Origin of the sequence: Buttiauxella noackiae ATCC 51607 (assembly GCF_001654865.1) — a bacterium.
Lineage (GTDB): Bacteria > Pseudomonadota > Gammaproteobacteria > Enterobacterales > Enterobacteriaceae > Buttiauxella > Buttiauxella noackiae.
Window position 1 is genome coordinate 1 of record NZ_LXEO01000022.1, and the last position, 7,158, is coordinate 7,158.

The window sequence follows — 7,158 nt, forward strand, 5'->3', positions numbered from 1 at the left end:
AGAGATGTGAAAAAGGCCGCAGATGCGGCCTTTTTATTTATTGATGCAGGTGATTTTTATTTATGCAGTTGCTTTATAGCTGCGAACGGCGTTGCGTCCCAGCACTACGCCAGCACCAATCATCCCACCTAACAATGCTGCCAATATCAGAGTAATGCCGCGCTTCGGGCTATCACGACGGATAGGCAACGTTGGCTTCATAACATAGCGATACGCATGGATAGTTTTCGGATCGATTTTCAAATGCTGAATATCGAGCAGGTTCTGCCGGGTCTGATAGTAAGCACCGGAGAAAACAAGCGGACGCGTTGACTCATTCTTCACCATTGACGCCAGCGCCTCGCTGCCAAGAAGCAGGAGCGTGTCCTGGGTCACGTCAGAGCTTTGCTGAACCTGTGGAGTCGTGACCTTTGCTTCATCAGCAAATTTCAAAGCTTCAGAGATTTGCTTGATGCGCAGATCTTTCTGCTCCTGGGCTACTTTTTCCTGAGTCTGGAGTGAGTCTTCAAGAGTAGTGATTTGCAGCTTGATGCTGTCGTTCAAATCCACGCCGAGCTCTTCCCCGATCTGCTCATCCACCTGCTGGATATACTCAGCAAGCTTCGCCTGAGCCTGCTTCGGGCTATCGCCCACGTAGCTGATCTGCAGCGGCAGTGTTTGGCCCTTAACTGATGGCTCAACCGTTAGCTTTTCAGGTTGCTCCTTGTTTTCCAGAGTCTCTGATAACGCAGCAAGTGAGGAGCTGAAGCGCCCTACTACCCGGTTTTGTACATCAGTGATGTTTGGCGCTGCATTTCCGTAAATAACATTAAGCGCATTATTATAGGTTGCAATTTGAGCAGCGTCCGGCTGCGCAATGACCGCCGTTGAGGTCCATTTCTCTTTGGCAACGGTAAGATAGATGACTGCCAGAATGATAGTCAGAACGGCAAAAGCGATAATAATCACCTTTCCCTTCCATAGTTGTATAAAAAGATCAATCAAATCAATAGACTCAGTCGAGCTAGCAATATGATTTTTAACCACATTATTGTTATCTTGATTCATGATTACCCTAAGAGAAAAATTTCACAAAGTGTGAGGACCTGCTGGGTAAGCATAATCTGATGTGGGGGAAAATTCCTGGTCAGAAGTGAAAACTTTCATAAGAAAAGGATGAAAAACAACTGATAACAGTGGATTACATTTAATCTTGGCCGTCATGATCGCTTATAAAACAGCCAAAATAAAAAAGGCACTCACTGAGTGCCTGAAGAAAAATCAGATGTTCACAAGCCTATTTATTAAAATAGTTCCCGGATTTAGTGGATAAGATACTTCGAGTTGCTGTTTCTTGAAATATTTTGATTAAATTTTATACCCCCCCCTAAATACCATGCGTCATAAACAATCAGCTCGAAAATAGTGGCAAACTCACATACTCAATAACGGCCTACTGATGAAACCGACGATCAGGAGCAACTAATTTCCCTATCTAGATAGTCTGGGGGTTGTCATGATATAAATTTTTAGCTCGTCAAGCCTAGTCGTTCTCCAGAATAAGAACCATCCTTTACCCGCTTCCACCATGATTCATTTACAAGGTACCATTCCACAGTTTTCCTGATGCCGCTCTCAAACGTTTCTTCAGGCTTCCAACCAAGTTCACGTTCGATTTTAGAGGCATCAATAGCATAACGCATGTCGTGACCAGGACGATCTGTAACGTAGGTTATCAAGTCTTCAAAATGAGCAAGTTGAGCTGGTTTTGTTTCAACAATGTCATCCAGTAGGCGACAAATAGTTTTCACCACATCGATATTTTTTCTCTCGTTATGCCCACCAATATTATATGTCTCACCAGGTTTACCTTCAGAAACAACTTTGTAAAGAGCCCGAGCGTGATCCTCAACGTACAGCCAGTCACGTATTTGGCAACCATTACCATAAACTGGCAAAGGTTTTCCCTCCAAAGCATTGAGAATAATTAAAGGGATCAGCTTCTCGGGAAAGTGATAAGGGCCATAATTATTCGAGCAATTTGTTACTAAAGTTGGGAGACCGTAAGTACGCAACCATGCACGAACAAGATGATCGCTTGAAGCTTTAGAAGCAGAGTACGGGCTACTGGGCGCGTAAGATGTACTTTCTGTAAACAACGATTCAGTATCGAGCAGATCGCCATAGACTTCATCAGTTGAAATATGATGAAAGCGAAACGCTTCTCGTGCAGGCGATGATAGTTGATTCCAGTACTGCCTTGTGGCTTCAAGTAATACGTAAGTTCCGACAATGTTCGTCTCAATAAACGCCGCAGGGCCATCAATAGAGCGATCAACGTGGCTTTCTGCTGCAAGATGCATTATCGCATCAGGCTGAAACTCAGCAATGGCCTTATCAAGTGCAACTCTGTCGCAGATATCAATTTGGCTGAACGAATAACGCTCATTTCCTGCAACAGGCTGAAGAGAATCAAGATTCCCAGCATAAGTCAGCTTATCAACTACTAATACTTCATCATTAGTCGCGTCCATAATGTGGCGTACGACAGCAGATCCGATGAAGCCAGCACCACCTGTAACGATAATTTTCATAGAACCTCAGAGAAATAAAATATTACTATGCTATTTTTGCTGTCGTTAACAACAAAAATATAAAAATCATTTGAGAGTGGCAAAAAGAAAGACCAGTGGAAAACACTGGTCTCAGTTGATTCTAAATCGGCACGTAAGAGTTATTTATCCATCCACTCGGTATGGAACACACCCTCTTTGTCAGTACGCTTATAGGTATGCGCACCAAAGTAGTCGCGCTGCGCCTGAATCAGGTTAGCTGGCAGAACGGCCGAGCGGTAGCTGTCATAGTAAGAAATCGCAGCGGAGAAAGTAGGCGTTGGAATACCATTCTGAACGGCATAAGAAACCACATCACGCAGCGCCTGCTGGTAGTCGTCAGCAATTTGCTTGAAGTAAGGGGCCAGCAGCAGGTTGGCAATTGCCGGGTTCTGAGCATAGGCATCGGTAATTTTCTGCAGGAACTGTGCACGGATAATGCAGCCAGCGCGGAAAATTTTGGCGATCTCGCCGTAGTTCAGATCCCAGTTGTTCTCTTCAGATGCAGCGCGCAGCTGAGAGAAGCCCTGAGCATAAGAAACGATCTTACCCAGATAAAGCGCGCGACGAACTTTCTCGGCGAACTCTTTTTTATCACCGCTAAACGGCTTAGCCTGAGGACCACTCAATACCTTAGAGGCCGCAACACGTTGCTCTTTCAAAGAGGAGATGTAGCGTGCAAACACGGATTCAGTAATCAGGGACAATGGTTCGCCCAGATCCAGGGAACTTTGACTGGTCCATTTACCAGTGCCTTTATTGGCCGCTTCATCAAGAATCACATCGACCAAGTATTTACCATCTTCATCTTTTTTTGTGAAGATGTCTTTTGTGATATCAATCAGATAGCTGCTCAACTCGCCTTTATTCCACTCGGTGAAGGTGGTTGCCAGCTCTTCATTAGACAGGTTAAGACCATGTTTAAGCAGGGAATAGGCTTCGGCAATCAGCTGCATATCGCCATACTCAATGCCGTTGTGAACCATTTTCACATAGTGACCAGCGCCGTCGGCACCGATATAGGTCACACAAGGTTCACCGTCTTCTGCCACTGCAGCAATTTGCTTCAGGATAGGAGCAACCAATTCGTAAGCAGCTTTCTGACCACCAGGCATGATAGATGGGCCTTTCAGCGCCCCTTCTTCCCCACCAGAAACACCGGTGCCGATGAAGTTGAATCCTTCAGCTGAGAGTTCACGATTGCGGCGGATAGTATCCAGGAAGAAGGTGTTGCCACCGTCGATCAGGATGTCACCCTTCGCAAGATATGGCTTTAGTGAATCGATGGTTTTGTCAGTTGCTTCACCGGCCTTCACCATCAACAGGATACGACGAGGAGTTTCCAGTGATTCTACAAACTCTTGTACCGTGTAGTAAGGAACCAGTTTCTTGCCCGGGTTCTCGGCGATAACTTCTTCAGTCTTGTCACCGGAACGGTTGAACACGGAAACGGTATAGCCACGGCTTTCGATGTTCAGCGCCAGATTGCGGCCCATCACGGCCATACCAACAACGCCGATCTGCTGTTTGGACATTACATACTCCTGTCAGGTTTGGTCACCACGAGTTACGTGGTTTGATGTAAAACGATGTTAACTCAGGATCAAAAAAAGTAACAGTGGAAGGTGTGCTCACTCTACAATTCTAATACCCTTACTATGGGTCAGTTCTAATTGGTTGAATTGTATTCCACTCAGCCAGAATTCCTCCCAAGTACAAATAAACATTATCGTTCGAAGACTAAGCCGATATTTTCTTTATATGCGTTATTAATCACCGCGGTTTCAGCATGCCTCAGGAAAATTCATCAGATACGAGTTTAAGAGCCGAAGCGATTACTTGGTGCATATCATAATATTTATATTCAGCCAGGCGACCACCAAAAATATATTTCCCGGGGTCGATCGGAATGTTTTTATATTTAGAAAAAAGTCTATTGTTTTTATTGTCATTAACCGGGTAATAATACTCATCGCCCTCTTCATACTCTTTTGGATACTCTCTTGTAATTACTGTTTTTTCTTGCTCTCCAAATTCGAAATGTTTATGTTCGATTATCCTGGTGAAATCAAACTCTTTATCTATATAGTTAACAACTGCGTTGCCCTGAAAATTATCCGTATCAATAATTTCATTTTCAAATCTGAGGGACCGATAATCTAACTTACCAAAACAGTAATTGAAGAAGCGATCTATGGGGCCAGTGTAAAGAACTTTATCAGCACGGCTATCGTAGTACTCTTTATTGGAAAAATAGTCAACATTCAACTCAACATCAATTCCTTCAAGAAGAGCATCAATTAAACGATTGTAGCCTCCAACAGGGATCCCCTGAAACTTGTCTTTGAAATAATTATTATCAAAAGTATAGCGCACAGGTAGTCTTTTTATTATAAATGCCGGTAAATCCTTGCATTCTCGCCCCCACTGTTTCTCAGTATATTCCTTGATTAAACATTCAAAAATATCTTTTCCAACAAGAGAAATTGCCTGTTCCTCAAGATTTTCTGGCTCGGACTCACGAAAAGCAGCACTTTGTTGCTCAATGATTTTTTTTGCTTCTTCGGGTTTAACCACTCCCCAAAGTTGGTTAAACGTGTTCATGTTGAAAGGCAAGTTGTATAGTTTATTTTTCGAAAGAGCTATAGGAGAGTTGGTGAACCTATTAAACTCGACGAATTGATTAACATAATCCCATATTATTTTATCATTTGTGTGAAAGATATGCGCCCCATACTTATGAACGTTTATATTCTCGATATTATCACAATAAACATTCCCCCCTCGATGATCTCTTTTTTCAATTATTTTAACCGTTTTCCCTCGTTTTCTAGCCTCATGAGCAAAAACCGAACCAAAAAGCCCACTACCAACAACTAAATAATCCATACCTACCTCTTAAACTTGTCCAGTAAAAAATAAAAAAATCTGTATACTAGGAAATAAATACTAAGGCTTAGTGACCACATGCCTAACGAAGAAGAACATATGTAGCATAAAGTAAATACTACAAGATAATAAACAAATCTGAATAATGATGTATCTTTAATGACGAAGGGAAGATTGTTTTTCTTTGTTTTTGTTCGCTCTAAGAAATTTGGCAGAGGGAAAAGAAGTATACTAATAAGCAGGACTTCTACATTATACTCAGTGAGTATGTACAGCGGTATTGAGTACCGACCAATGCTCAAAAAGAATTGTATATAGAAATTACTTGTACCACGAACAGAATTATATAAAAGAAAAACAATTATTAAATACAGTATAACAGCAAATAAAATTATAAAATTATAATTATATTGAAAAAACAGAATGTAAGCACAACCAACAGATATAAAGATTTTGAAAAAATAAATTGCGAGCTTATTACTTTCATAAAAAGCAAGTTCCTGTACTGAAAATCTTAGCGTTGGTGCAATTTCCTTCTTAATTGTTTCGGCATTATTATATATATAGCCAATGTCATAAGCAGAGTAGATCATTACAATTATAGTGAAAACCGCAAAAACACTTACATCATAGAAACAACAGACTGAGAAAAAAGGTATTAAATAGTAAAAACACCAGCTGATTTTTTCTTTTATAGATTTTGCATACAAGTAGAAAAAAGGGCCCAATGGCACAATAAATTTAAACCACATAAGTAATAACCTTATGTCTCCTCCAGTAGGAAACATTTTTTATCCTGGAAATAGCAATAAAATAATGAATATTAGGCTTGCAGTTAATGTCATCCAGATTGTCGGTAAAAAACAGCGATTTTGAAGCATTCTCAGCTCTGATGATATCAACTTTTCTTCCTTGCAAATCCGTTAGCAAATGACCAGTAAACATCCCGTCATAAAGTTCTGGTGTAGAACATTGAAACTTAGCTATTCCTAAATGCTGGCTAACTGATTCAACAATAAACGATAACGATGCAGAAACTATAACTGGTGTGTAGCCAGATTCAACCAATAGGTTTACTTTCTTTAACACATCATGACGCCAATTCAATGTTTTAACATAGTTTTCAGAGAGATCTTTCAATTCACTAATCGAATATCCTTTCATCATGTAAAGACAAAATATTTTCGTCAGATCATATTTTATTGAAACCATAGATAGCAGCTTGGTAATAACTTGGGCGAACTTCATACGCCATATAAACTTAAAGAGCAATGGTTGCTTAGGAAGTATCATTCGGTTAAAAAAATCGAATGTTGTGTTTTCTTTAACAAGAGTCCCACACAAATCGAGAAAAACAACCTTATACATGCAGAATCCTCAACCATTTATCTATTATAGGTTGCAAAGAATATCGTAATGAATTCTCGTTGGCAGCGATAGAGTTTTTGGACGATAACTGCTCATAGTATGTAAAAATATTTTCGGCAGCAATTTTATCATCCAAGTTAGGATCAATCAGCAATCCTACCTCATCATTTACAATGATATCTGATGGCCCAGTATCAATATCAAAGGCAGCACACGCTAAACCATTAGCCTGTGCTTCAATTAGAACCATTGGTAGACCTTCATAATGCGATGTCATCAGCAATAATTTACTTCTGGCGTACCACTCGCC

6 protein-coding genes are annotated in these 7,158 nt (G+C 40.8%); all 6 read right to left on the reverse strand.

Annotated features, from left to right (window positions below):
* Positions 1–60 precede the first annotated feature (60 nt).
* Entirely contained in the window at positions 61–1,047 is a 987-nt protein-coding gene (wzzB, locus tag M979_RS09845; protein WP_064554787.1) for an LPS O-antigen chain length determinant protein WzzB, read from the reverse strand.
* A gap of 461 nt (positions 1,048–1,508) precedes the next feature.
* Entirely contained in the window at positions 1,509–2,573 is a 1,065-nt protein-coding gene (gene rfbB / locus M979_RS09850; RefSeq protein WP_064554789.1) for a dTDP-glucose 4,6-dehydratase, read from the reverse strand.
* A gap of 140 nt (positions 2,574–2,713) precedes the next feature.
* Positions 2,714–4,126: an NADP-dependent phosphogluconate dehydrogenase gene (gene gndA / locus M979_RS09855; protein WP_064554791.1), complete on the reverse strand. Its 1,413-nt coding sequence runs from the start codon at positions 4,124–4,126 to the stop codon at positions 2,714–2,716.
* Positions 4,127–4,385: 259 nt separating this feature from the next.
* Complete coding sequence (gene glf / locus M979_RS09860; protein WP_064554793.1) at positions 4,386–5,480, reverse strand: UDP-galactopyranose mutase; 1,095 nt, start codon at positions 5,478–5,480, stop codon at positions 4,386–4,388.
* Between the two features lie 741 nt (positions 5,481–6,221).
* Complete coding sequence (locus M979_RS09870; protein ID WP_064554796.1) at positions 6,222–6,848, reverse strand: HAD-IB family phosphatase; 627 nt, start codon at positions 6,846–6,848, stop codon at positions 6,222–6,224.
* Positions 6,841–7,158, reverse strand: a 318-nt coding sequence (locus M979_RS09875; protein WP_157093226.1) for a glycosyltransferase, incomplete at its 5' end; no start/stop codon positions are given. The genes M979_RS09875 and M979_RS09870, both read right to left, overlap by 8 nt.